24 protein-coding genes are annotated in these 26,029 nt (G+C 43.6%); 18 read left to right on the forward strand and 6 right to left on the reverse strand.

Going from position 1 to position 26,029, the window contains the following annotated elements; all coding sequences use genetic code 11:
* The first annotated feature begins 136 nt into the window (after positions 1–136).
* The 4 genes from VC82_RS00725 to VC82_RS00740 all read left to right on the forward strand — a co-directional run bounded on the left by VC82_RS00725 (position 137) and on the right by VC82_RS00740 (position 6,052).
* On the forward strand, positions 137–973 hold the full coding sequence (locus VC82_RS00725; protein ID WP_045800695.1) for a helix-turn-helix domain-containing protein: 837 nt from the start codon (positions 137–139) through the stop codon (positions 971–973).
* Between the two features lie 200 nt (positions 974–1,173).
* Entirely contained in the window at positions 1,174–2,064 is an 891-nt protein-coding gene (locus VC82_RS00730) for an ABC transporter ATP-binding protein (protein ID WP_045800696.1), read from the forward strand.
* Positions 2,057–5,560, forward strand: coding sequence for a M1 family aminopeptidase (locus VC82_RS00735; protein WP_045800697.1), 3,504 nt, complete (start codon positions 2,057–2,059; stop codon positions 5,558–5,560). Before VC82_RS00730 ends, VC82_RS00735 begins: the two co-directional genes overlap by 8 nt.
* A gap of 153 nt (positions 5,561–5,713) precedes the next feature.
* Positions 5,714–6,052: a hypothetical protein gene (locus VC82_RS00740; RefSeq protein ID WP_045800698.1), complete on the forward strand. Its 339-nt coding sequence runs from the start codon at positions 5,714–5,716 to the stop codon at positions 6,050–6,052.
* Between the two features lie 486 nt (positions 6,053–6,538).
* Here the strand turns inward: VC82_RS00740 and VC82_RS00745 are convergent, their stop codons facing one another.
* Positions 6,539–7,594: an IS110 family RNA-guided transposase gene (locus VC82_RS00745; RefSeq protein ID WP_045800694.1), complete on the reverse strand. Its 1,056-nt coding sequence runs from the start codon at positions 7,592–7,594 to the stop codon at positions 6,539–6,541.
* Positions 7,595–7,778: 184 nt separating this feature from the next.
* Here VC82_RS00745 and istA point away from each other — a divergent pair, with 184 nt between their 5' ends.
* The 6 genes from istA (at position 7,779) to VC82_RS00775 (ending at position 13,046) form a co-directional block, all read left to right on the forward strand.
* Positions 7,779–9,323 (forward strand): IS21 family transposase, encoded by a 1,545-nt coding sequence (gene istA, locus VC82_RS00750; protein WP_045800687.1) that lies wholly within the window; start codon positions 7,779–7,781, stop codon positions 9,321–9,323.
* Positions 9,324–9,347: 24 nt separating this feature from the next.
* Entirely contained in the window at positions 9,348–10,085 is a 738-nt protein-coding gene (gene istB, locus VC82_RS00755) for an IS21-like element helper ATPase IstB (protein ID WP_045800686.1), read from the forward strand.
* Between the two features lie 308 nt (positions 10,086–10,393).
* Positions 10,394–10,687: a type II toxin-antitoxin system HigB family toxin gene (locus tag VC82_RS00760; RefSeq protein ID WP_045800699.1), complete on the forward strand. Its 294-nt coding sequence runs from the start codon at positions 10,394–10,396 to the stop codon at positions 10,685–10,687.
* A gap of 2 nt (positions 10,688–10,689) precedes the next feature.
* Positions 10,690–11,046 carry a helix-turn-helix domain-containing protein gene (locus VC82_RS00765; RefSeq protein WP_045800700.1) on the forward strand — a complete coding sequence of 119 codons (357 nt, stop codon included), beginning with the start codon at positions 10,690–10,692 and terminating at the stop codon, positions 11,044–11,046.
* Between the two features lie 316 nt (positions 11,047–11,362).
* Positions 11,363–12,472, forward strand: a complete 1,110-nt coding sequence (locus VC82_RS00770; RefSeq protein ID WP_045800701.1) for a hypothetical protein — start codon at positions 11,363–11,365, stop codon at positions 12,470–12,472.
* 181 nt (positions 12,473–12,653) lie between these two features.
* Positions 12,654–13,046: a hypothetical protein gene (locus VC82_RS00775; protein WP_157517927.1), complete on the forward strand. Its 393-nt coding sequence runs from the start codon at positions 12,654–12,656 to the stop codon at positions 13,044–13,046.
* Here VC82_RS00775 and VC82_RS00780 read toward each other — a convergent pair.
* From VC82_RS00780 to VC82_RS00790, 3 genes are all read right to left on the reverse strand, one after another.
* Positions 13,043–14,371, reverse strand: a complete 1,329-nt coding sequence (locus VC82_RS00780) for a 2TM domain-containing protein (RefSeq protein WP_045800703.1) — start codon at positions 14,369–14,371, stop codon at positions 13,043–13,045. The two genes, VC82_RS00775 and VC82_RS00780, sit on opposite strands and share 4 nt — an antisense overlap.
* A 3-nt stretch (positions 14,372–14,374) precedes the next feature.
* A complete protein-coding gene (locus tag VC82_RS00785) occupies positions 14,375–15,001 on the reverse strand; it encodes a hypothetical protein (protein WP_045800704.1) in 627 nt (208 codons plus the stop codon).
* A 252-nt stretch (positions 15,002–15,253) separates the two neighbouring features.
* A complete protein-coding gene (locus tag VC82_RS00790) occupies positions 15,254–17,416 on the reverse strand; it encodes a TonB-dependent receptor (RefSeq protein ID WP_045803135.1) in 2,163 nt (720 codons plus the stop codon).
* A 225-nt stretch (positions 17,417–17,641) separates the two neighbouring features.
* On the opposite strand from VC82_RS00790, the gene VC82_RS00795 reads away from it, so the two are divergent.
* Positions 17,642–18,064: a DoxX family protein gene (locus VC82_RS00795; protein WP_045800705.1), complete on the forward strand. Its 423-nt coding sequence runs from the start codon at positions 17,642–17,644 to the stop codon at positions 18,062–18,064.
* Positions 18,065–18,092: 28 nt separating this feature from the next.
* On the opposite strand, the gene VC82_RS00800 is transcribed toward VC82_RS00795, so the two are convergent.
* The gene (locus tag VC82_RS00800) at positions 18,093–18,827 is read right to left on the reverse strand and encodes a LytR/AlgR family response regulator transcription factor (RefSeq protein WP_045800706.1); all 735 of its coding nucleotides are present in this window, start codon (positions 18,825–18,827) and stop codon (positions 18,093–18,095) included.
* 2 nt (positions 18,828–18,829) lie between these two features.
* Positions 18,830–20,794: a sensor histidine kinase gene (locus tag VC82_RS00805; RefSeq protein WP_045800707.1), complete on the reverse strand. Its 1,965-nt coding sequence runs from the start codon at positions 20,792–20,794 to the stop codon at positions 18,830–18,832.
* A gap of 184 nt (positions 20,795–20,978) precedes the next feature.
* On the opposite strand from VC82_RS00805, the gene VC82_RS15170 reads away from it, so the two are divergent.
* The 7 genes from VC82_RS15170 (at position 20,979) to VC82_RS00845 (ending at position 26,005) form a co-directional block, all read left to right on the forward strand.
* A complete protein-coding gene (locus VC82_RS15170) occupies positions 20,979–21,503 on the forward strand; it encodes an ester cyclase (protein ID WP_170218301.1) in 525 nt (174 codons plus the stop codon).
* 36 nt (positions 21,504–21,539) lie between these two features.
* Entirely contained in the window at positions 21,540–22,307 is a 768-nt protein-coding gene (locus VC82_RS00815; RefSeq protein ID WP_045800708.1) for a hypothetical protein, read from the forward strand.
* Between the two features lie 36 nt (positions 22,308–22,343).
* Complete coding sequence (locus VC82_RS00820; RefSeq protein WP_045800709.1) at positions 22,344–23,108, forward strand: hypothetical protein; 765 nt, start codon at positions 22,344–22,346, stop codon at positions 23,106–23,108.
* Between the two features lie 172 nt (positions 23,109–23,280).
* The gene (locus tag VC82_RS00825) at positions 23,281–23,673 is read left to right on the forward strand and encodes a RidA family protein (protein ID WP_417935065.1); all 393 of its coding nucleotides are present in this window, start codon (positions 23,281–23,283) and stop codon (positions 23,671–23,673) included.
* 23 nt (positions 23,674–23,696) lie between these two features.
* Positions 23,697–24,599, forward strand: coding sequence for a nuclear transport factor 2 family protein (locus tag VC82_RS15500; protein ID WP_157517929.1), 903 nt, complete (start codon positions 23,697–23,699; stop codon positions 24,597–24,599).
* 13 nt (positions 24,600–24,612) lie between these two features.
* Entirely contained in the window at positions 24,613–25,194 is a 582-nt protein-coding gene (locus VC82_RS00840; RefSeq protein ID WP_045803139.1) for a nuclear transport factor 2 family protein, read from the forward strand.
* A 43-nt stretch (positions 25,195–25,237) separates the two neighbouring features.
* Positions 25,238–26,005: a hypothetical protein gene (locus tag VC82_RS00845; protein ID WP_045800711.1), complete on the forward strand. Its 768-nt coding sequence runs from the start codon at positions 25,238–25,240 to the stop codon at positions 26,003–26,005.
* The last annotated feature ends 24 nt before the right edge of the window (positions 26,006–26,029 follow it).

Below are 26,029 nucleotides of genomic sequence, written 5' to 3' on the forward strand. Positions count from 1 at the left end.
ATGCTATAATTTATAGCTTCCTGTCTGGTTAAACTTAAATTCATTATTTTCAATCGGCTGGATTTGCACGGTTGGAAAACTGCGTTTTCTGCACCGCAACAAATCATAGCCGAGACCGTTCTCTGCAAGCCATAAAATGAAAAAAATCTCTAAAAAAAACATCGAAGCCGTAGTTCATATCCTTTTTTGGCTTTTTATTTTTAGTGCTGTCAATGTTGATTGGGCTTCTGACTGGTTTGATAAAACAATTCGACCAAGAACCCCAGCACCGCTCTCCGTACTATTATTTCCAGTAATTTTTTATGTGCATTCATTGTGGGCTGTTCCTGAATTTTTGAATAAGCGTAAATGGAAAATCTATGTACTGACCTTCGTTCTTATCTTCATCTTTCCGGAAGTGGTTCGCTCAGGTTTTCTTACGTGGAATGATCCGGAAGTTACGTTCAGGGAAGAATTCCAAAGCAGGGATAGTCTGATCCTTGGAGAACCCAACGTGTTTTGGATGGCATTTACCTTCTCAATTTTATATCGGTTTACGAAAGATTGGTTTATCAAGCAGTATCAAATTGAGCATTTAGGCAATCAGTTGTCTGAGCACTTGAAAATAAAAGTGCCCATCACCCAACCATTAGATGCAAATGAAGCTGCCTTGCTAAAGCAAAGGTTAGAAGATACCTTGAAAAAAAAACAGGTTTACTTGAACAAGGAACTTTCCCTTGCCGAATTGGCAAAACAGATTGATACCTCTGATAAAAAACTATCTACGCTGCTCAACCAAAATTTGGAAACCAATTTTTATGACTATATCAATAACTTGCGAATATCGGCTTTCAAAAAAGGGGTATCGGAAGGGAAATTGGAACACCTTTCTATTGTAGGGCTCGCACTTCAGTGTGGTTTCAGATCAAAAAGCAGCTTTTACCGCGCATTCAAAAAGGAAACAGGAAAGTCCCCTTCTGAATTCATCGCATAATTTCCTGTTCATAGCAGTCCCGAATATTTTATGGGACTCCCCGCTACATTAAATATCATCCCACTGCTTCTTCTGGGACGAATAACAGCTTGAAAACCATCCATTGATCTTTATAAATCAGGATTTTTGACCTGTTCAAGGCTCATAGTACATAGTATGTTTTTGGGTTTTGCATCCTTCTTAAATAAAGTCAATAATGTATGATGTTGTCTATTCAAAACCTCACCAAAACGTATCCCAATGGTGTAAAAGCCCTTGATGAAATAAACCTGGAAATTCTACCTGGAATGTTTGGTCTCTTAGGGCCTAATGGAGCCGGCAAATCCTCACTGATGAGGACGATTGCCACCCTTCAAACACCTGATAGCGGTAGAGTGGTTTTCAATGGGATTGATATCGGAAACGACCCCATGAGCTTGCGAAAAACACTTGGCTATTTGCCTCAGGAATTCGGAGTTTATCCGAAGGAATCAGCGGAAACTCTATTGGGTTATTTTGCCATTTTGAAAGGCATATCCTCCCGTAAGGAGCGGAAATGGAAAGTCGAGGAAGTGCTACACCTTACGAATTTATATGAGGTCCGAAAGAAGCATGTAAGTTCTTATTCTGGTGGCATGCGCCAGCGCTTTGGTATTGCACAGTTACTGCTCAACGATCCTCAGTTAATCATTGTGGATGAGCCCACAGCAGGGTTAGACCCTGAAGAAAGAAATCGGTTTTTGAACGTTTTACGTGGAATCGGCACAGATAACATCGTTTTGTTCTCTACGCACCTGGTAGAAGATGTAAAAGAACTTTGTACCGATATGGCCATCATGAAACATGGAAAAATTCACCGACACCTTACCCCATCTCAAGCTGTAAAAGAACTGGAATCGAAAATCTGGACCAAAAGTATCCTTGCTACCGAGCTGGAACAATATAAATCTACTTTCAATTATTTGTCGTCCTCTTATAATGAAGACCATTCACTGACCATCAGAGTTTTTGCTGACAACAGACCCAATGATTCATTTGAAAAAGCCGAGAAAGTAACGCTGGAAGATGTGTATTTCCATGCCCTGGAAAAAACCGTAGAAGAATATGCTTAGATCGATCTATTCTTACGAACTGAAAAGGTTGCTGAAGCAGCCTGCTATCTATTTTTATTTCATAGTATTTTTTGGTATCGCCCTTTTATCCATGCTTGGCACAGGGGGATTTTTTGATGGTGTTTCTGAAACCAAAAAGGAAGTGGGATTCCTTAACTCCACCCATCAAATCAATTTTATTTTTCAATATTTCAATAAGTTTTTCATGTTCCTGCTGCCTGCGATTATCGGAATGGTGATATACAAGGACTATAAAAGCAATGTTCATCCCATTTTGTACAGTTATCCCATTAAAAAATCGGATTTTCTGCTTGGAAAATTTCTCAGTTCATTAACCATTGTTTTTCTGATCACCCTTTCCGTTGGTTTTGCCTTCTATCTGGGAGAATATATTTTGGGTACAGATAACCCAATGATTGGCCCAACTAACTTTTGGGGATACGTAAGTGCCTATCTCTTTTTTGTATGGCCTAATATGTTTGTCTATGGTTTAATGATATTTATAGTCGTAGCCTCCCTCCGAAATATTTATGCAGGTTTTATTTCGATTATACTCTTGTTTTTCATTCAGATCATGATCGATAATCTGTTTGAAGGAACGCCATTGCTCTTTGCGCTTTTCGACCCTTTTGGCAAAAATGCTGTTGCTTATGAAACCCGATTTTGGACCATTTCTGAACAAAATGTTCAGCAAATTCCATTGCTTGGGGTGGTGCTCTGGAACAGACTGCTATGGACTACACTGGGCCTATTGTTATTTGGCCTTTTTTACAAAAAATTCAAACTGGAGCAGGAAACATTTCGCCTACTTCCGGGAATCGGAAAGAGAAAGTCTGGGAAAGAGCAAAAAAGCAAATTGATTCAATCAAGAATCAAGAACACAGAAGTAACCATTGATTTTTCCTTTCTCGAACAAGTTAAGGCAATGCTAAAACTGTCGGCTATCGACTTCAGGTTCATCATCAAGAATTGGCTTTTTCAAGTATTGGTTTTTTTTGGAGTATTGGCCTTGGTTTTTGCCGTGAGTCGGGTAACGAATCGGGCTGATATGACCTATCTGCCTTTAACGCGCATCGTTCTGGCAGTGCCTATGTACTTCTTTTCATTGGTAATCATGCTGATGACTTTCATTTATGCAGGTATGTTGGTACATCGCTCCCGGATAGCAAAGTCCAATCAGCTTATTGATACTACTGCAACTACCAACTGGGTTCTTTTAGGTTCAAAGATATTGGCATTGCTAAAGGTTCAGCTCCTCTTATTGTTGGTTGTGATGCTTTGCGGTATAGGGCTACAACTATACAATGGCTACTATCACTTAGAAATTGACTTATACCTTTTTCATTTGTTGATTCTTACCTTCCCAACCTTAATTATCTGGGCTGCACTTTCCGTGTTTATTCATACCCTGGTGCCCAATGTATATGTGGGTATCTTCCTTTTACTGCTGATATGGATCGGTAAAGACCAACTCCCTCAAATCGGAATAGAAACCAATCTCCTGAGGTTCAATTCCCCACCTCAATTAACTTACAGCGATTTAAACGGATTTGGTCATGGATTATTGGCCCATTTGATTATCAACGCATACTGGTTGAGCTTTTCAGTCATCTTGATTTTGTTGACTTATCTTTTCTGGGAACGTGGATATTCGCACTCATTAAAAGAACGAATTGCAAAAGCGGTTCAAAAATTAAAGGGGCACACATTTTATACATTCTTACTCTTATTGGGCCTCTTTTTTGCTTGGGGTATCTACATTTTCCAGGAGGAAGAAAGCTCATCCAAAACAGTGGGAAACAATGAGCAAATACTTCAAGACTTCAAGACCAATTTTGGGAAATATAAATCTACTATCCAACCAAAAATAACTTCAGTAAAATTGAATGTGGAGCTTTTCCCGGAGAGTAATTCATTCCAGACAAGTGGTAGTTATATCCTTGTCAATCAAAGCCCGGAACGAATAGATACTTTACTGATAAAAACCGGATATGACGAGATTACAGACTACTTCTTTAGTGTTACTTCCAGAATCATTCAAAAAGATGATGCCTTACAATTCGCGGTTCATGTTTTAGAGAAATCCATTGAATCAGGAGATTCTCTCCAAATGGAGTTTGAAATTAAGAACAAGCCAAATACACTGTTTTATCAAAATTCCAGTATCCTTCAGAATGGTACATTTTTACGAACCGATATACTTCCACGTTTAGGGTATTTTTTTGATGATGAATATTATGAGCCAACTGACAGCATAGCAAGACATACTAATTTTTATTCTCCTGATGCCGATTTAGTAGACATAGAAACGGTTATCAGCACCAGTCATTTACAAACAGCAATTGCTCCCGGAACCCTGATAAAACAATGGGCGGAAAACAACAGAAACTATTTTCACTACAAAACAGAGAAGAAAATCAAATTTGCTTTTGCCTTTCACTCGGGCGACTTTTCGGTAAGCAAGTCAAACCACAAAGGGGTTAATGTGGAAATCTATCATCACGAAAACCATACTTTTAACCTGAAGGATATAACTGATGGGCTGAATGCTTCACTTGCTTACAATAGTCGATTTTTCGGTTCGTATCAACATGATGATATTAAAACCATTGAGTTTCCTGTTACAGAAGGGACGTATGCCACAATCATGAGCAACACGATCCCTACATCCGAAGCGCGGTTTATTCTGAGCAATGGTGAAGCAAAAAATCATATCAATTTATCCTTTTACGTTCAAGCACATGAGCTCACCCACCATTGGTGGGGAAATCAACTCATGCCTGCAGATGCCTTGGGTGCTAAAATGCTTACAGAAAGCATCACAGAATACATTAGTCTGAGGATATATGAAGAGCATTTTGGAAAGGAGAAAGCGCAACATTTTCTGAGTTTACAACGCCAACGGTATTTAGAAGGAAGGACAAGAGATGCAGGCAAGGAAAGTCCACTATACCTCGTCAGACCAGAGCAGGAATACATTGCCTATGGAAAAGGAGCTATGGCATTTAACACATTGCAGTATTATGTTGGAGAAGAAAACCTGAATAATCTTCTAAAGGAATTTTTGAAAAAATATAAATTCAGAGTAGATCAGTACCCCACTTCAACGGATTTGATCACGCATCTGAAAAATGAAATTCCTGTTGAATTCCATTATATCATTCAGGACATGATGGAATCAATAACCTTCTACGACAACAAAATAATTGACACCAAAGAGCTACCGAATAACCAACTGGAAATTATATTCTCCATACGTAAAATGGATAGCATCCAAAAAAATGAAGTAGAAGCCGCCAATGTGTTTCTAACGATTGGTCAATATGATAGTGATGGAAACCTGCTTCAAATTGAAGAAGTCAAGGCATCATCAGGAGAAAACAACATCACGATTTACAAAAAGCCTGGGGCTACCCATATCTTGCTTGACCCCTTTTTGCATTTCATCGAGCTGAATGTCGAGGATAATCGCCAAAATATTGTGACAAAAGAATAAGGCCAGCAGAGAACATTGTATAAGCGTAATGCGGGCTTTATAACTACAATTCAGTATTTGACATCATTCAAAGTTTGGGGTGGGTAGTTAGTTTATCGCTTCTAATTCCCGCACTACGCTTATACTTGTCCGTTGTAATGCATTTTAAAAAATATGGACACAAAAGAGTTTGATAGACTGCAATATGATTCTTTCATTGAAAGGGCCATAAAAAAATCGGTTTTGGACATCATATCGAACAGGTACGGATTTGTAAGGAACATTCCGAAAGAGCTGGCGGACGACCTATACGCCATCAAAAGCGGAAACCTGCCCAAAAAACCGACCAAAGAAACCGTGAACAGGATCAAGTACATCTGTGAGCTTTCATTGTCCAAAATGTCGGACAGAAGAAAAAATATGGAATCCGACCCGAACACTTTCAAAATGGACGAGTTTTCGTGGTATCAAGATGCTCTAAAATGGACTGAATCGCATCAGAAAGGTTCTTGACCTTTTCTGTGTAAAATTTATAGTCGTCATTGTTCGATATGGTCAAAAACCCAGCGTCACTATGGAACGAAAAGGCAATGAACGGAAATATGGAATGGAGCTGTCCGATTTTTTTTATCGCATCAATGTACAATTCTTCACATTCCGACTTCATTTCTTCCAGTCTTTCTTCAGAAACTGGACTGTCACTGTAAAACATAATAAAAACGCATTACAACATTGGCTCCTATGAAAAGCCTTAGTCCAGTCTCCCAAAGATAATCAATATGTATTTTTTGTCTTAAACCACTTTTTTCTTTTAGTATAACTTGCTCGGCATCCTATATGTGATACACCCTATTGTTCGGGGTTCACGGGCATCTGTGTGATTCTAAGTCATTGAGCCCGGCCACTTGCTATAAATATGTGGTCCCCGCCCGGGGCGGGGCCACCCACGTTGTTCTGTGGTACGGGCCTGTCAATTTTCATGAGCTTTGTTATCGTTTATCATTCAACTACCCCGACCTCGTACGGGGTCTCCGTTTTTATCACCGCCAAGGTCCTTGAAAGCAGTTTGCGGGCCACTTTTATGATGATCTTCTTGGTGTCCTTGCCCATATGCTTTCGGTAATACCCTTGCATAACGGGGTCGGCACGTATCGCCTGCCAGGCCGCCTCCACGAAATAGCTCCGTATCAGACGGTGCGCCCGCATGGCCATGCCCATCGTTCTATGGGTGCCCCCGCTCTGGTGGACCCCCGGGGCCAGCCCCACGTAGCCCGCCAAATGCTTCACGCTCTTGAAACGCCGCAGGTCGCCCAGTTCGCACAGTATGCCACAGGCCACGATGCCACCGATGCCCGGTATGCTCCTGAGCAGCATATAGTCCTTCCCGTAATGCACCTTGCAGTACCTCCTTAGCTGTGTCGAGACGTCACGGAGCTCTTGGTCGATGAACCGGAAAGAGCGCATGCGGCTCTCAAGGGTTTTCTTGGCCGTCGGATACTCAAATTCCAGGGCATCCAGCCACCCACGAAAAGCATGGCTCCAGTGGTCGTTGTCGAACTCCTCGGGGACCTTGGTGCCAAAATACAACAACTGCATCTTGATATAGCTCTTTATCCTCCTGAAATCCTTGACCAGGTCGTTCCTGCGCCTGAAAAGACTGCGAAGCTCCTCGCGCTTTTTATCCGGGACCACGATACTCTCCAAACGGCCATCTTTGAGTTCCCTACTGATGAGCTGCGCATCGATCTTATCGGTCTTGGTATGCCTCTCCTTGCCCTTACGATGGATATCGGCAGGGTTCACCACCAAGGACTTCCACCCATAGGACTCAAAACAACGATGGGCGCGATAGCCGCAACAACCCGCCTCATAGGCCACACTTACCTCATGGTCCGGGAAATGCTTTCCTACGTAGGCACGTAATTGCCCGGGCTCTGGGGCCATGCTGAATGACCTGCCCGAAAACAGTTCCGTGGCGCAGTGTACCTTCCAGCTCCGTTTGTGTATGTCGATGCCAATGAATAACTTGGGGACGGCAGTAATTTGAGTTTCCATATCTTAAGTTTTTTTGTTCAACCTTTAAGGTGGAAACGCCGGACATAGTATACCACCCTCGCCGGGTTAAAGTGACCATAGCTGGCCGGACGAAACTGACCCCCCCGCGCCGGGCCAAAGTGTACCACCTTTAGATTAGATCTATCTCTAAATGGCGAAGTGCTTTTTTTGCTAAAAAAGCACCATGGCGAACAAGCAGATAGATATGCGAAAAATAAAACTGATTTATAAGCTCTACACCTCTGGTGTAAGCAAGCGACGGATAAGCCAGCAATTGGGCATATCCCGCGTTACCATTAGAAAGTACATCGAATTCTTCAAGCGGTACCGTTTCACGGGGTACGAAGTGGAGAAGATGACCCTGGAGGAACTCCACAATCTTTTTAAGGACGGGCAAAGGCCGAAGAGCCAACGCCTGCTGACCCTAAGGCAGTACTTTCCCCACTTTGACAAGGAACTCCGCAAGACGGGCGTTACGCGACGATTGCTGTGGGAGGAATATTATGCGAAGCACCCCGATGGGTTCAGGCTCTCACAGTTCAAGTATTGGTACGCCGAATGGCGCAAGGAGACCTCGCCCGTGATGCACATGGAGCATAAGGCCGGCGACAAGCTCTTTATCGACTTCACGGGAAAGAAACTCCATATCGTCGACAGGGACACCGGCGAACTTCAGGAACTGGAAGTGTTCGTGTGCATACTGGGCAGCAGCCAGTATACCTATGTGGAGGCCTGCGCAAGCCAAAAACTGGAAGATTTTATACGTTGTACCGAGAACGCCCTATGGTTCTATGGCGGCGTGCCAAAGGCCTTGGTGCCCGATAACCTCAAATCGGCCGTGACAAAGAGCAGTCGTTACGAACCTAGTTTGAACAAGGTATTCGCGGACTTTGCCGAACATTACGAAACAGCCGTACTGCCCACACGTACCTACAGGCCAAGGGACAAGGCCATAGTGGAGAACGCCGTGAAGATAATCTACACTAGGGTGTTCGCCCCTTTACGGAACCGGACCTTCCATAACATCACAGATATCAACAAAGCGATATGGGAGCTGTTAGAGAAGCACAATGGAATGTCATTTAGGGGGAGGGAATACTCCCGTTGTTCATTGTTCCTTGAGATAGAGAGGCAAGAACTGATGCCCTTGCCCGAAAAACGCTATGAGATAAAAAGGTATGCCCGAGGTACCGTGCACAAGAACAGCCATATCTATTTTGGGAAGGACAAGCACTATTACAGTGTTCCCTATCGCCATATCGGCAAACAGGTCAAGCTGGTCTATACCGACAGCATCGTCGAGATTTACCATAAACACGAAAGGTTCGCGGTACATAAAAGGAACAAAAAGAAATATGGCTATACCACCCTGGCCGACCATATGCCATCGCACCACCGCTTTGTGAGCGAATGGAGCAGTGAGAGGTTCATTGGTTGGGCAGGCAATATCGGCGAACACTGCAAAGGGTACATCATCGCCATATTGGAAAAGAAACAGCACCCGGAACAATCCTATAAATCCTGTCTTGGCATATTGCACCTTGCCAAAAAGTATGGAAGGGAACGTCTTGAGAACGCCTGCAAACGTGCCTCGGAATATGGAGCGTACAATTACAATATGGTCGAGCGCATCTTAAAGAAGGGATGGGACCAAATTGATGAAGGTATCGACGGGGATCTGGAAATGCCCGAGCACAAGAACATAAGGGGCGGAAAATACTATGAATAAAAACAACACTTAAAAACAGAACATATGAACGAAAAAACAATGGAACTGATGAAACAAATGAGGTTCTTTGGAATGCACAGGGCCTTCGCCACAACAATGGAAACCGGAGGTGCCGATACCACCTACACCAATGACGAGCTCATCGCCTATCTCATCCAGAGCGAATGGGACGACCGCCGCAACCGCAGGATAGAGCGATTGACCAAGTCCGCAAGGTTCAGGTACACGGCCGTTATGGAGGCCTTGGACTACCGTCCATCGCGCCAACTGGACAAAAATCTTGTACAGCGGCTCGGCTCCTGCGGCTTTATCCGAAAAAGGGAGAACATACTTGTCACGGGCAGTACGGGCGTGGGCAAAAGTTATCTGGCCTCCGCCATTGGCCACCAGGCCTGCTCGATGGGGTATAGAACAATGTACTTCAACACCGCCAAACTATTCACCCTGCTAAAGACCTCCAAGGCCGACGGTTCCTACCTGAAACAGATAAACCGATTGGAAAGACAGGACTTGCTCATATTGGATGATTTTGGGCTGAAGCCCCTGGACAACATAAACCGCCACTCCCTGATGGAGATCATCGAGGACAGGCACGGCAAAAGATCCACCATAATAGCATCACAGCTACCTGTCGAAGTATGGCACGACATTATAGGTGAAAAAACACTGGCCGATGCCATCCTGGACCGTTTGGTGCACACGGCACACAGAATAGATATAAAAGGAGAATCAATGAGAAGAAAATTGAAAAATAAAAACTAAGTTTAACCCACGGATAGATCAAATCTGAGCAGTTCGTTTACACTGGTCACTTTCATCCGGCGAAGGTGGGTCACTTTACCCGGCTTATCCATTTAAGGTACTCGACTTACTGCTTTTTCATGGATGCTATAAACAATTGCTATTACAGGCTTATTCTGAAAATTCCGCAGGAATTTTCAGCTTGTCGTGTTCTTGCAAAAGTCCGTGCTAACCCACGTAACTGTTCATAGCCGAGGCCGTTTAAAAAAATTCTTCGAAAGTTACCATTTTGGTAACATTTTTGCTATATTTGCTACAAATAAGCACTTGTGAGAGTTATTGCAAAGCGGACTTTAAGGGAATTCTGGGAAAAACATGCCGACTGTGAACAACATCTAAAGGCATGGTACCAAGAAACTGAAAAGGCCAATTGGAACAATCCAAACGAACTTAAACAAGACTATCCAAGTGCGAGCATTTTAAAAAACAACAGAATCTGTTTTAACATTAAAGGAAATGATTATCGACTAATTGTTAAGTTTAATTTCGAGTTTCAAATTGGATGGATTCGATTTGTTGGAACTCATGCCGAATATGATAAAATAGACGCAGACAATATTTAACTATGGACTTAAAACCTATTAGAAACGAAAAGGATTATCAAAACGCGCTCAAAAGACTTGAGGAAATTTTTGATGCCAAAAAAGGAACGAAAAAAGGCGATGAATTAGAAATCCTCTCCATTCTTATTGATAATTATGAAAATGAGAATTTCCCAATCGAAATGCCTGATCCAATTGAGGCCATTAAGTTTCGTATGGAACAAATGGGAATGAAACAAAAAGATCTCGCAGAAGTCGTTGGCTTTAAAAGTCGTGTGAGTGAAATACTCAATAGAAAAAGGAAACTAACTATTGATATGATCAGAAGATTAAACACTTCTTTGAGGATTCCCACTGAAGTCCTTATTCAGGATTATTAAATACAAAGCCCAACATCGTGTCCTATGATGGTGCAGCATTCGCCTGCGGCGAACAAAATTGCTCTTTCTCATTATCGTTCGAATCACGCCCTTTTGCAAGGCTGCCCCATCGGCCAGGCAGTACGACTGCATATCAATTGTATACTCGAAACGTGGTTAAAGGATATGTCTTAAACCCAAAAAGAACCGATTCGCTACATACCCAAGAATAAATCTCTGAAAGGTAGCCATGGAAAATATTTAATTTTTAAAGTATGACAGATTTAGGTTGGTATATTTGAAATATCCAACCTATTTCGATTCAGTATTTTAACAAATGAGAAAATTATTCTTGATTATATCAGTAGTAGTCATTGTAGCGGTTGCCCTATTCGTAACCTACCGCAGGCTAAAGACTGCTAAGACCGTTACTACCACAAACCCTTTAAATATTGATGATAGCACTTATTTTCTTAAAGATGTAGACTTTGCTGATGGCGATTATGCTTTGTACATAAAGCACAAAGAGCATGGTGAGTTTGTTGTGACCGATAAAGCAGTTCTGAAAAAGAACAAAAATAAATTAAGGTTAAAAAAAAGCTGGAAGAATTATCTTCCCGGTGAGGGAAATAGAAGTTATGGTGCGATACTCTTTAAAGACCAAACCTTGATTAAAAGAAAGCAAGCTGGTTTTTTCTCTACATTTGAAATTGGTGATTTAAAAAAATATGCCAAGCCCGTAAAAGAACGAATGCTTAGAGGGACAAGGGAAGTTATTGAAGAAGAAATAGCCAAAATAAATTCCTCCAACAATAAATTCATTATATCGCAACCCTCTCTTTCTGATAATTTTAGTGAATTCAATTTCCGTGTATTTTTTCCAAGTGTTGTTTTACCTGTATCTAGAGAAGTCGATAAAAATGGCTATGAGAGACTAAAAAAGGTCAATGGTATCGAATATGACGAATGGCTAAAAAAACATGAAAATAAATTTATTCAAGAGTGGACCAGAAAAATAGAAAATTGCATCCATAATGTGGCCAATGGAGCCGGTGACTTTAATGTTGAGATATTACACAGTACCTCCCTTGACACTTATATCCAAATCAATGGCGTAGATTGGGGCGGGGAATTACGAGATACGAATAACGTTATTTTAACCCTTAAAGATTATATATTTTACAACTTTCAAGCCATTATTTCGACAAACCACATCGATGCGGAAAAATTATATTCCCTTAACTATAACAAATGTGACTCGTTGTTTACCACTAACAAGAAAGAGTTGTTAGATAAACTAAAACAGGCAGTCCTTAAGAGCAATAAACCCCATTTAAATGTAGATAAAGGAGAGGTCAGACTATCCGCTTACATAGATACTGTGTTCAAAAGCAAACAGATAGAGCAACAAGAGCATTATTTAAATTGGCTGGAAGTTTATAACTAATTCTGCAATGAACCTCTAAAAACAGCCCTTCATGCAATCTTATGACCGAGATTAAAAATTCCTCTTCTCCATTAAATCCCTTAATTTCTTCAGCGTTCACCTTAACAGTTATTTAATGTTTTGGCAATGGGCATAGCACAACCTTTTTGGTACCTTGTACATGCTTAAAAAAATTACGGCTATGAAAAGGGTTTTACTGATCCTGTTAGCGCCATTGTTAATGGCTACCCAATGCGAAGACGATTTTGTCGATTCGGGTTTTGAGACCACTTATCTTATACAGAACGACACCAACGACGATCTGTTCTTATTGGAAAATGGCCGGTTCACCACAATAGTGGCCCGAACCCTGGTGCCCATCGCCAGTGACCTCAACCCCGACACCGAACCCATAAGGCCCTCACAAACAGTAGCGCTGACCCATATAAAATTGTACAGAAGCCAAGGCGGTGATTTTATTCTGGTCTACCAACAAGACCCTATCAACGATAAGTCTTGGGATTTTGAAGAGCCTGAGAGCAATCGGTTTGAGTACACCTTGACCATCACTGATACAGTGATCGACGGAGGTTAAAAATCTTCCTTCTCCATCAACTCCTTGATCTTTTTTTCTTCCCAGCGTTTGCCCCAGAGCGGGTTATAGCCAAAGGCCTCAAGGGCGTGCATGGTAAGGCCAAAGCCCCAGCCCAGAGTGGGGAAAAAGGCCCATAGAAAGTCCGTCGTGCGAAAATTGAGCCACCACAGTATGGGGATCACGATCAGGTAGGCAGTTAGGTTGCCGTAAAACCCTTTGATGGCCTCTACCCGTTCTTTGGCCTTGAGGTAGCGTTTTTCCTCAATATGGTCTTTGTGGGTATCGGTCTCCATCACTGTGATCTGCTGTGTGAGCATCGGTAGCTTTACGCTGAACTCATCTCTGTTTTTTTCGATTTCTACCTGCCTATCGGTCAGTATCGAATACCGTTGGCGAATGTTCTGCAGCCCTACCCCACTGCTTTTTTTGACCACCTTTTTTTCTTGCAGGTTGTTCTTTACCACCAGCATACCGTCTTCTTCATAGACCTTTAGGTGCAAGGGTTTTGACGAGGTGACCACATTGTGCTTGACGGCGTTTTCGAGCAGTAATTGCAATGAGAGCGGTACAATCTTGGCCTCGGGGTTGCTGGCGTTCTCGGGTATGTCGAACACAATACTGTCTTCAAACCGCATTTTTAAAAGCCGTACATAGGTGCGGGCAAAGTCGAGTTCCTCATTTACGGTGACCAGGTCTTTGTTCTTCTGCTCCAACACATAACGGTATACTTTTGAGAGCGAGGTGGTGAATTTTTGGGCCGCATCGGGGTCTTCTTCTATAAGGCTGGTCAGCACGTTGAGGCTGTTGAACAGAAAATGGGGGTCCAATTGGTTCTTGAGGGCATCAAAACGCGCCGAGGCGGTGCCCGCAATGATCTTCTGCTGCTTTACCTCGCGTTTTTGTAAGGCCCGGTAAAAATAGAAGGCGTGGATGAAGAGCGAGACAAAAAGGGTTATAATAAGGGCGATTACATAGGCACTCGCATGCTCGTTGGCAATAAATTCGCTTACCGAGTAACCTTTGAAATAGAGAAACATAAGATAACGCAAGACAGCAAATACGACCAGGGTAATGACAATGGAGCCCAATGCGCCCACCCACAGCCTTTTTTTGGGTTCTTTCTCCCAATCGTAGCGAAGGCTCACACCGTCGTAGTAATACGAGTTGGCGGCGGTAAGCCCAAATGAAAAGATAAAACTGAGAATAATCTGCGTCAGCACATTTTCTAGGGAAAAATCGCCATCATTAAATATGAAAAGGTTCATCAATGAGATGAAAATCGTTATGACCAACGAAACCTTGAGAACCTTTAAAAAATTCTTCATAATCTACGATTTACATTGCTGCAAAACCCTTTCGGCCTGTTCGGGGCCCCATTTTGGGTAAAAGGGATCATCACCGGCCTTAAAAGTAGCAAAAAGTTCAACAGCCCTTTCAACATCTTTGCAGTAGGGGGTTATGTCTTTGCCAAAATAACGGGCCGAGCCCATGTCCCACTCCGCCTTTGACAGAACAACCCGTGGGTTCTCTGGCGCCAAGGCAAGGGCCTGGTTGTAGAGCTGCGTGTTTTTGCCAGACAAGGTCATGCCATAAGTGGCCCCATCGAAGGCGATCCAGGCCGTGTTGGTCATCGCCTCCAGTATCAACAGTTCTGCGTTGTCGGGCGATATGTTCTTGGCGATGTCGATGAACTCCTTGGCTTTTTCCAATTGTTGCGTCAACTTCTCAACATCCTTTTCGCCAAAAGATGCCGTGGTGTTCACCAGGGCCACGTAGTAATAGGGAATCCAATTGTCATCTTCGGCCATGGCAATGCGCTCAAATAGGTTGGATGCCTCGGTGGTTTTGCCCTCGCCCCATAATTCCATGGCCTTGCCCATGCCCTTGGTATATTGGTCTTGGGCCATTGCCGTGATCGATGTTGCAAATGCCAGTGTTAAAATCAGTTTTTTCATGATGTCGTTTTTTATGGTTATTGACTGTTCGGTTGTATTGAATCCGTTTCAGTATTTCTTGAGTGACGGCGTAAAGATGTGCATCGGCGTTCGTTTTTGACAGTAAAATTGACCGAACTGTTCTTTTTTGGGGATGGGTTGTTGATTGCGATTCGCTTTGTGCGAGGCGCTGAACGGTCTTTGATAAAAAATAGAAAAACATCCCTCGCCCAGCTTCTGTCATCCGTCATCGAGCATCCAACATCCCACATCCTACAAATTATCCAACTGGTTGCTTTTGCTATCGGTGCTGATGGTCCAGAAGAAGCCCACAAAAAAGAAGCTGTCGGCCGGTGGGGTAATGGCCCGTCTGTCAAACACACTATTGGCATTGGGTGCATTGGCGTACTGGTAATTGCTCACATTATTGAAGCCCAGCACATTGTTCACCGAGAAATACAAAATTTTCTGTTGGTCTATCAAATAGGCCCAGTTGACGCTCAAATTGTTGAACGATTTGGTCTTTTCGGCCATAAAGGCAGCCGTATTCGGGTTATCATAGGGCCTGCCCGACCCGAAGGAATAGGATACCCCTACCTGTGAGCGCCAGTCTTCGACCCAATATTTGGTGACCAGCGAAAAACTGTGCGCTGGCGCAAAATTGGGGGTGGCCGCTTCAGTAAAATTGCGGTATTCGCGCTCGGTGTTCAAATAGCTGTAGGAGACCCAATAATCCAAATTGGCAACACTCTTGTTATCGCGCCAAAAGATATCGATTCCTGTCGCGTAGCCGCTGCCCAGATTGCTGTACACCGAATTGAACTGGGGCATTTCAGTATCAAATTTTACGAGATCATCATAGTCTTTGTAGTAGGCTTCGGCCCTAAAGGTCCTGCCATTGTTCAGGTATTGGTAGTTGAGTATATAGTGCGAGGTTTTTTCGTACCCCAATTCTTGATCAAACTTCAACACCTCGGCCAATGGGTTTTGGTAGAAATCACCATAAGCCAATGAAAACTGGGCCTTTTCACCACTTTTATATGCCAACGATAGTCTGGGCGAAACCGTGAATTTATCCAAAATGGACGTATGCTCCATCCTGGCGCCCACTTTAAGGGCAAAATCGTTACTGAAAAAGATATCGCTTTCGGCAAAGCCGGCGAAAAGGGTATCGTCAAAATTGCTGTTGAAGGTAAAGCCGTCCTGTGCCAAGTAGGTTTCTTCATAATCGGTTTGAAAGACTTCTGCCCCGACGCTCAGGTTAAACCGGCTTGAAAAACCTTTTTTGGTCTTGACCTTTAGATGTCCGGCGACTTCGCGGGCATCGATTACATCATCTAGCAGTCCTATTTTGTTGTTGTCCCGAGAAATACTGGCACCGGCGAACAAGGTCCAGTTGGTATCGGTAAAATATTTGTAAGAGGTGTTGAAATATAGGTTCTCATTGGTTAGGCGAAACCGCACGGAATCATCAAAATTGATGTCCTCTTGGGAAATATCCAAGGTCGCACGGTTAAACCCGGTATAGGCCTTGAACATGCTTTTATTGCCTTTGATACGGAACACCCCTTCGCCTGCGAACGATTCGTAGGGGTTGTTCCATTGGGAGCCTTGGGTCGAGGGAATCAATGCTTCGTAGGGCGATAGGTTGATGTACTGGGTATTGATGCTCAATGAAGTATTGTTCCAAATCTCGGTATGGCCCAAGCCACCGCCGACGGACATGACTTGTATATCGGTTTTCTCTTGGTCGGGCACATCGGTGGTATTCAACAAAAGGACACTGGAAAGGGCTTGCCCATATTCGGCCGAATAGCCACCGGTGCTAAAGGTGATGCCCTTAAAGAGAAAGGGCGAAAAACGGCCACGGGTCGGTATGTTGTTGGCCGTGGCGTTGAACGGTTGAAATACGCGAAGGCCATCGATAAAGACCTGGGTCTCTCCCGCTTGGCCACCCCTCACGAATAAACGCCCATCTTCGTTGACGGTAGTGGTGCCCGGCAAGGTCTGCAAAGCGGCCACAAAGTCGCCCGCAGCGCCTGCGGTTGTTACAATATCAAGCGGTTTAAGCACCGATACCTTTGAGTTGTCGCCCGCCTCAAAGGTGCCGGCGGTCAAGGTTACCCCAGTAAGGGTATTGATGGCTTCTGTCAGCTTGATTTTTAGGTTGCTGAAGTACGAAACGTTGCCCATTTCATAATGGGTCTCATAGCCCAAAATGGAGACGACCAAGGTTTGGTCGCCTTTCTCGGTAGTCTCAAAATGGAAGTTTCCGTCCACATCGGTCGAAGCACCATCGTAGGTGCCCTCGAGATAGACGTTCGCACCTGAAATGGGATTCCCTGATTTATCGGTGACCTGCCCAGCGATTTGATTTTGGGCCAGGCCTAAAAGTGATGAAAATAAAAGCAGTAAGGTCGGCAATAAGTGTTTCATGACTGTTCGTTTCTTAATTTGATTTTTTATGGGTTGTTTTTTGATCAATGATGCCCCAAAAGTCTTCAAGCCCCTTGATTCTTGGTAAAAAGATGTACCGAACTGTTGAATTTTACATATGAACTGCGGCTCAACGAAAGGGTTAAACCGCCGAAAATTTCTTTATTTTTTTCTTTTATATATCGCTGTAAATGAGTACCTTAATCAAGACAAAATGGTTCTGTCATGGGAAGAATCAAACAATGGAACAAATGGGCCAACGCCCATACCTATTATCCAATCGATCTGTTGAGGGTCGCTTTGGGGGTTTTTCTTTTTATAAAGGGTGTGGGGTTCTTGTCTGATCCTGAGCAGATGCGGCTACTGATGCAGCCCTTTGGAAAGATTCCCGGTAGCATGATATTTCTACACTATGTGGCGCCTGCACACTTTGTGGGTGGTTTCTTGATCGTGATAGGGTTGCTCACCCGATGGGCCGTGGCGGCGCAGATTCCCATATTGATCGGGGCCGTACTTACCAATTTTTTTGGTGAGATGAACATTGCCAACCTCATGTTGGCCTTGGTGACCCTTTTGGTTTGCTGCTTTTTCTTCTTCTATGGCTCAGGCAAACATTCTACGGATTATTACCTAAAGATGCAGCAATAGCCCTATTGCTTTCGTATCAAAATCCTTTCTAAATTGTCTTGATTCGATCTAATAAAAGCTCCCTATAGGTTTTGCTAAAAGGTATCACCTTCCGCTTTATCTCAAGATGGGTATCGGCAATGGCATCCAATTTTTTCACATTGACAATGTACGATCGGTGAACCCTCAAAAAGGAGTTTTGGGGCAACTTTGCCTCTAAGGTCTTCAAGGTGCTCGACAGCAGATAATGCCCTTTCTCGGTCACTATGTTGGTGTAGTTTCTATCAGCCTCCAAATAAAGGATCTGATCGAGCATCAACTTGTTCATCTTGCCTTTGTGCCTGACAAAAATACGGTCGCCCATTACCTGCATATCGGTCTTGGGCCTTTGGTTTGCTCTTTCTTCGGTCAAGATTTTATCTTCTACCAAGGCAATGGTGTGCTCAAGATCGAGCTGGTTGAAGGGTTTCGACACAAAGGCTTCCGGATGGGTTTCTTTGGCCCTAAAGAATGAGGCGTCATCGGTATTGGCGGTCAGATAAACCACAGGAATGTCATGTGTCTGTTGGATCGTTTTAACAGTCTCAATCCCGTCAATGCTCCCCTTTAGGTTTATGTCCATCAAAATAATATCAGGTGTATTGACCCGCGCATGACCGACCGCTTCTTCGCCCCTCGATTCTATGCCCGTTACCTCATACCCCAACTTTGTCAGCTGCAACGATAGATTAGCGGCTATGATCATGTCATCCTCAACTATCAATATGCGTGTCTTGGTATTCATGTCTATGCTGCTTTATGAAGTTGAAATTCAAAAGAGACCGAAGTCCCATTTTCTACGGTTAAATCCATTTTACCGTCCAATTGCTGGGTGAGCAGATGTATCAGTTTGGTTCCAAAACCCGATCCAATAGCCCCTTTCTTCATGATTTTCCCAATACCATTATCGGCCACCCTTAAATGCACCTGTGAACCTTCTTCCCTTAGGCTTACGGTGATATGCCCATTTGCCTTGTCGGGAAAGGCGTATTTAAGAGCATTTGACAATAATTCATTGACTATCAAACCTATAGGTATAGCCATATCAATATCAAGTTCAAGCGTTTCCATGTCATATATGATGTCGATTTGGCCTGTCATTCCATAGGTGTTCAAAATGTAACTGCCCAAATTTTCAAAATAGTCTTTCATCTCTATGGCCGATATGCTCTTGCCCTGATATAGTTTTTGGTGGATCATGCTCATACTGTGCACCCGTTGTTGGCTCTTCTGCATAACCGCCACGACATTGGGGTCGTTCACTTGTGCCGATTGCAGCGACAATAGGCTTGAAACAATCTCCAGGTTGTTCTTTACCCGATGGTGTATTTCTTTCAACAAGAATTCTTTCTCTTTGTTCTGCCGTTGTAGCAACCGGTTCTTTCGCACATTGTTCTGTATGGCCTTATATGACAACACTAGCAACAGCAGCAACAGGCAGGTGATGATGATGATGAGGGTTTGCCGTGTGCGCTGTTTTTTTATCAGTGTCTCTTGTTGCTGAATGGTCCCTTCTTTGTTGGCAACATCGAATTCTGTTTGAAGCATCGACATACGATGGTCAGAATCCGCCGTAAAAATCAGATTCTGTAATTTGTCGTACTCGGCCAAGGCATGATAGGCCTCTTGATATTGGTGGTTGCCCGCATATGCCTTGCCCAGATTCTCGTAGGCTTGGCTCAGGTAGTACTCATCGCCAAAGTCATCTGTTGCAATGGTGATGCACTTTTGTAGGCTTTCAATGGCGCTAATATATTTTCCCTGCAGGTTTTGCAATTTGCCTATCGACAGCCATGAACGCATCACCATAAAGTTGTTGCTGTTGAGCAACTCGGCATATTTCAGGGCATTGGTGCCCGCCAATTCTGCCTTATCAAATTTACCGAGATAGGCATATAGGTCGACCAAAGAGATATAGGCATCGCTCAAATTGTTATAGAAGCCATAGCGTTCGCCAATGGCAATGGTATGCTCAAAATACCGCTGGGCCTCTTCATATTTGTCCAACGCCAAATAGTTGTTTCCCACCACATAGAGGGTAAAATCATAGTCAAGGTCATTTATACCTCTTTCTTCGAAGATCTGGACTGATCTTAGACCATATTCCAACCCCTTTTCGAATTTTGATTGCTTCCAAAAAAGGTTGCTCAGATCGCTGAAGGCCAAGGCTATGGCCTTTTGGTCGTTCAGCCTTTCGCCCAAAGCGAGTGCCTCCATTGCATAATCGGCGGCCTTGTCCAATATTCCGCGGCGTTCGTACACATAGCCCAGTTGCGTGTTCAAAAAAGCTAGGTCTTTTTCAAGCACCTTGGTCTTGGCATCTTCCAGCACCGATTGGGCACTGTCCAGTTTTTCCATCCGAAGTAAAATGGCCCCTTGGGTTATCTGAAACCTGCCGTGCCAAAGGCTGTCTTGTTTCGTTTCGGTGAGTTTCAGGCCCTCTTCTGTAAAATGCATGGCTCTCAGCAAGTCTCGGGTGTGCCAGTAATAGGAAAGGTCGTTGAGCATTAAGAATTTAAGGGAATCATTGGTTGTCTGGGTGTAGGCCTTTTCGAGAACCTCTAAATACGACCCTCCAAAGTTGTCTGTCTGTTCAAATACTCTTTTGTAGGGGTTTTCGCCGCTGAAATCAACAATTTGGGAACTGCCAACCATACAGCTCAAAATCATAGCTGTATAAAACAACAGGGCTTTCAGCGAACGGTGACCCATTTCCTTTTGATTAAGGCCGGGGAACAAGGCTACTAAAAGTACGAAATTAATGCCAGTTATCGCCCGATAAATAAAAATGGGGGTTCGCACAGTAAATCGGGCTCTTCGTCACAATTCGTTTGGTGGACGGGCAAGAAATGAATCTATTCGTTGCGAATGGCCAAAAAATACTATTCAAACGCCAATGAAACCTCCCCTTCTTACTATCGCCCTTGTTGTATTGATAATGGCTTCCTGTAATAGAAAAGAGCGGCTTTTACAAGAGGAGATGATGACCATGGAAAACACCATAAAGAACAATTTGAACACCTTGGTAGATTCTTGCTGGAACAATAAGGACCTAGAACTTCTGGCCCCTATCTCAACGGAAGATTTCACCAGAACATTAAATGGCATCAAAGTAGCCGGAAACCAAAAAGAGCTACAGGCGCATATCAATGTTTATCTAACGGCATTTCCTGATCTGAATATCCACCTTAAAAACACCTATATAAAAGACAACCAACTCTTTACGCACTGGACCTTTACCGGTACCAATACGGGCGTGTTCGGTGAGTTTCGTGCCACAGGCAAAAAAGCAAAAGTAAGCGGTATGAGCCTACTCTCTTTTGATTCTGATGGCAAATTGTACCGTGAGGAAGTCTACTACAATGAACTTGACCTACTTCAACAATTGGGCTATACGCTGGTACCCCCGGCACTCGAATAATTTCTTAAACAATTAAACAACCAAAACAATGCAATTATGAAAACACTCAAAACATCCATTCTCATTCTAGCGGCCATTCTTTTGATACCGGTACTGTCACAAGCACAGCAAAACACCCAAGCTTTTTGGGTACATGAAGATGTGGTAAAGCCCGGTATGGTAGCCGAGTATGAAACGGTTTGCAAAGAACTGACCTCAAACATGAAAAAACACAACATACAAGGGTTGGACGTCATCGTTTCAAATACGGTCGACAACCGCTATATGTGGGTGAGCCCCATAAGCTCAATGGCCGATGTCGAACGCCCTGTATTCAAGACCCTTGCCGAGAAGATGGGGGCCGACAAAATGGGGGCCCTTTTTGATCGGATGGACAAGTGCTATGATGTTGAACACAATTATGTGCTGCATCTAGACAAGGAACTGTCTTACATGCCCGATGGCATCACCCAAACACCTGAAGGACAGCCCTATCGAAAGTTCCATTACTTTCAGTACGCTCCCGGAAATGGTGATGCCGTGAAAGAAAAGGTGAAATCCATAAAAAACCTATTCAAAAGCAAGGGATCCAAACTTGATTATCGCGTATATCGAACCGGCTTCGGTTATCGGGGCGAGCACTACATGGTCGCCATCGCTGCAAAAGATGCCGCAGATTATGCCAATAAGATAGCTGCCAACATCGAGTTGTTGGGCAAGGAATGGGAAACGATGTACGGCGATTTCATGGACAGCCTGATCAAGTATGAATCCGTTGAGGGGCGTATACGTCCTGATATGGCCTATTCACCCTCGAACCAATAGCAAATAAATATCCACAACCTTAATAAACAAACAGTCATGAGAACACTCAAAACAACCTTATTATTTATGGCCATGTTGTTGTTCATCAACATCATACATGCCCAACAAAGCAAAAACCAAGCCTTTTACATACACGAAGACCAGGTTAAACCATCGATGATCCAAGAGTATGAGGCCGTTTCCAAAGACTTTATGGAAGCCTGTAAAACACACAACCTGCAAGATGTCAACTGGAACATTGCTTCGACCACCACGAACAAGTATTTGACCATATCGCCCATTGAGAGCATGGCGGCACTTGACAACAATGTGTTTGCCCCGTTACGGGAAAAAATGGGAGATGAAGCCTTCGGCGATATCTTCAAGCGTTTTAACAAATGTTATGACGTACACCGCGACTACATCGTCTATTTGAACGAAGAACTGACCTATATGCCAGAGGGCATTGACATAAACACCGAAGGCAAAAACTATCGAAAATGGCACCGTTTGTACGTTGCGCCCGAAAATATCCAACAGCTAAAGGGAAAACTGAAAGAACTCAAGGCGCTCTTTGAAAAAAAGGAATCAAAAGAATATTACCGAATCTATCACAATGGTTTCGGCGCCGAAGGCGATTACTATGTGGCCGTAGTATCGGCCAAAGATGCAGAAGACTATGCCCGACAATCGAAAGAAAACGAGGCATTGCTGGGCGAAGAAGGCAAAAAACTGTTTGGTGAAATGTTCAGGTACGTGCTGCGCTATGAAACGGATGAGGGCCAAATGCGGCCGGATCTGGGCTATGCACCATCAAATTAAACCAATTAATATTAAGACTTACTCCTTAATTGAAACCAATTCAAAAATGATAAAAAAGCACTTTTTGAGAATATCCATTGTTTCCGCCATACTTCTAGCCGCAACTTTTGGGTGCAATCAACAAGAAAAGGAAAAAGAAACGGCAGAACAGTCAGAGAATGTCGAAATCGAAATGCACGCACCTGATTATTTTCTGTTGCGGCCCGAAGTTGAAAAGGCCTATGGCTATTCACATGCGGTAAAAATTGGCAATTCCATTAAAATCTCCGGTGCCGTAAGCATGGACGATGAAGGAAACCCAACTGCGGTCGGTGATATGGAGCAACAAATGAAAAACTGTTATGCCGATCTCGACAAAATCTTGAAACACTACGGATGCACCTTCGATGATGTAGTGGTGGAAAACGTGTTCACCACCGATATGCCCAAGTTTTTGGAAGTAGCCGGCTACCGGGCCGAAATCTATAAAAATCACTTCCCGACGGGGTCTTGGTTAGGTGTAAAAGAATTGGCTTTGCCAGAATTTCTTGTTGAGATTGAATTGGAAGTGCACAAACCGGAATAACAATATAAACAAACACAAAAACTATGAAGAAAGTAATTTTTATCGGAGTTGTATCAATGCTGTTCATGGCCTGCAATCAAGGAACGCCACGATACACCACAACAGGACCAGAGGTAGAACTGGTAAAGTCTTTGGTGGCAGATTATGAAAAAGGTGATTGGGATGCCTGGCTTTCCCACTATGCCAATACGGCCCAAATACACCACAACACTTGGGAAGATGCTTACATTTCACCAAAGGAGTTGAAGGAGAATCTTCTGAGCCTTTTGGCCACTACCTCTTCCTATGGTTTTGACGACACCCCCATCTACTACGAAAAAATTATTGATGACGAGGGCAAGACCTGGGTAAATTTTTGGGGCAACTGGCGGGGAACCTTGGGTGAAAACAATAAAGAACTTCAAGTGCCCGTGCACCTATCGGTACATGTGGCAGACGGTAAAATACATGAGGAATATGCCATGTACGACTTGAGCGAATTCACAGCGGAGATTCAGAAAATTGAAGCCATGAAGAATTTATCGCCCGAAGAAAATAAGAGTATCGTAAACAACATGTACAAATCGTTCTCCACAGGTGATATTCCTGCTGTACTGGAAGCACTTGACCCCAAGGTGGTATGGAACGAGGCCGAGGGCAATCCATGGGCAGACGGCAACCCCTACATAGGACCAGACGCTGTCTTAAACGGCGTTTTTTCCCGAGTTGGGGAAGAGTATGAATACTTTACCCTTGAAGACATCAATTTACATGATGTCGGAGAAGACAAGGTATTGGCCACCTTACGGTACAATGCCGAAAGAAAGGATAATGGCGCCAAGCTTGACGTTCAAGCGGCACATCTCTGGACCATCAAAAATGGCAAGGCAACCGCATTTCAGCAATATGCCGATACCAAACAACTTTATGAAACCACAAACCAATAAAATATATCCAACAATGAAAAAGTCACTATTTCAAATTCTTATCATGCTTGCCATGTTAACGGCAGTTTCATGCAAGCAAGCAAGCACCAACGAGAACACATTGCTTGAAACCGAGATGGGACCAACTGCTGACCATGCAGATTTTAACAAGAAGGTAGAGACCATACGTGCCTTTTTTCAGGCGCATGCCGATGAAGATATAGAGGCACAAGAGGCGATGCTGGCCGATACACTCAAATTCAGCCCTCCAAACTACAATGGCAACAAATGGGTGGGCAAAGAAGAGTTTTTGGCAGCCATCAAGGGCTATCATGACAATTTTGAAAACATTCGATACCATGAGGGTGTCGTCACGGCTGATAACGGTACGGTTGGTGGTTTTTATTCTGGTTCCGTTTATCCGAAGGAAACGGCCGAAACCAAAGCCAATGTCATTCGTACATATGGCACGTGGACGGCGACACACGCCGAAAGTGGCCAAGAAATGGGCGTAAAGTTCTTTAACCTGAGCACTTTCAATGAAGACGGTAAGATTGCCACCCTATCTGACTATTTTGATCTGAGCAGCTTGGTGCCAAAAGAAACAGAGAACTAGAATAATCCTAATAATAATTGCAAACAACTAAAATCGACAAACAATGAAACGAGTATTATTGACACTATTGCTGTTGCCATTTTTGGTATCGGCGCAAGACTATCAAGAACCACTGGTATTTCAAAACGTGATGCTTAGCGTGATGCCAGGACACACCGAAGCCTTTGAAAAGGCGGTAGCGGCCCACAACAAAAAATTCCACCCGGCAGGGCCGTACCAGGCCATTGTCTATTCTATCAACAGTGGAAAAAATGCGGGCAAATATATGTGGAACATGGGGCCTTTGCCTTGGAGCGCGCTTGACGGGCGCCCCACTTCAGACGATGGCCATGATGGTGATTGGGATGCCAACGTGGTACCCCATTTGACCGGTGATGTTGACGTCAACTATTGGAAGTTCCACCCCGAACTTTCCAATTTCTCCAAAGATTTTACCTTAAAGAACCTTTCTGTATTCATGGTTGACGTAAAGCGTTTCAAAGACATGGATTTCATGAACAATGTCGTCAAAAAAGTGCACGAACTATATGCTAAAAAAATGCCCGACCAAATACATGGCGCATATACCAATGAACTGGGAAATGAAGAAGGACTTGACTTTGCTTGGGTAGACTTCTTCGACACCATGGCCTGGATGGGGAAAGAAGACAAATTTCCGCAATATTTTGAAGAGGTTCATGGTGCCGGTAGTTTTCAAAAATTCTTGAAAGATGTTGAGGCCACGACCAATGGCCAGAAAAGCGAAATATGGAGTTTCAGAAAAGATCTTAGTGGTACCGATGGCACAGTTGAAGCGGCAAGCCGACAATAAACGATTCACCCTACCCAAACCAAC

The sequence above is a fragment of the Flagellimonas lutaonensis genome, from assembly GCF_000963865.1.
Lineage (GTDB): Bacteria > Bacteroidota > Bacteroidia > Flavobacteriales > Flavobacteriaceae > Flagellimonas_A > Flagellimonas_A lutaonensis.